This is a genomic window from Streptomyces morookaense, assembly GCF_013030945.1.
Classification (GTDB): Bacteria; Actinomycetota; Actinomycetes; order Streptomycetales; family Streptomycetaceae; genus Streptomyces; species Streptomyces morookaensis.
Genome location: NZ_JABBXF010000166.1, coordinates 1 through 271, shown reverse-complemented (window position 1 = coordinate 271; position 271 = coordinate 1). Strand labels below are relative to the sequence as shown.

Genomic DNA, 271 nt, shown 5'->3' with positions numbered 1-271 from the left:
CGAAGGACATGCGAAAGGTCCGGCGTAGAGGGTAAGACCCCCGTAGCTGAAATCTATGCGGCTTGCTTGTGAGACACCCAAGTAGCACGGGGCCCGAGAAATCCCGTGTGAATCTGGCGGGACCACCCGTTAAGCCTAAATATTCCCTGGTGACCGATAGCGGATAGTACCGTGAGGGAATGGTGAAAAGTACCGCGGGAGCGGAGTGAAATAGTACCTGAAACCGTGTGCCTACAAGCCGTGGGAGCGTCGCCGTCAAGCTTGCTTGGCG

1 rRNA gene is annotated in these 271 nt (G+C 56.8%); it reads left to right on the top strand.

Annotation, left to right across the window (positions count from 1 at the left end):
- Positions 1-271, top strand: a 23S ribosomal RNA gene (locus tag HG542_RS33875); the annotation flags it as partial.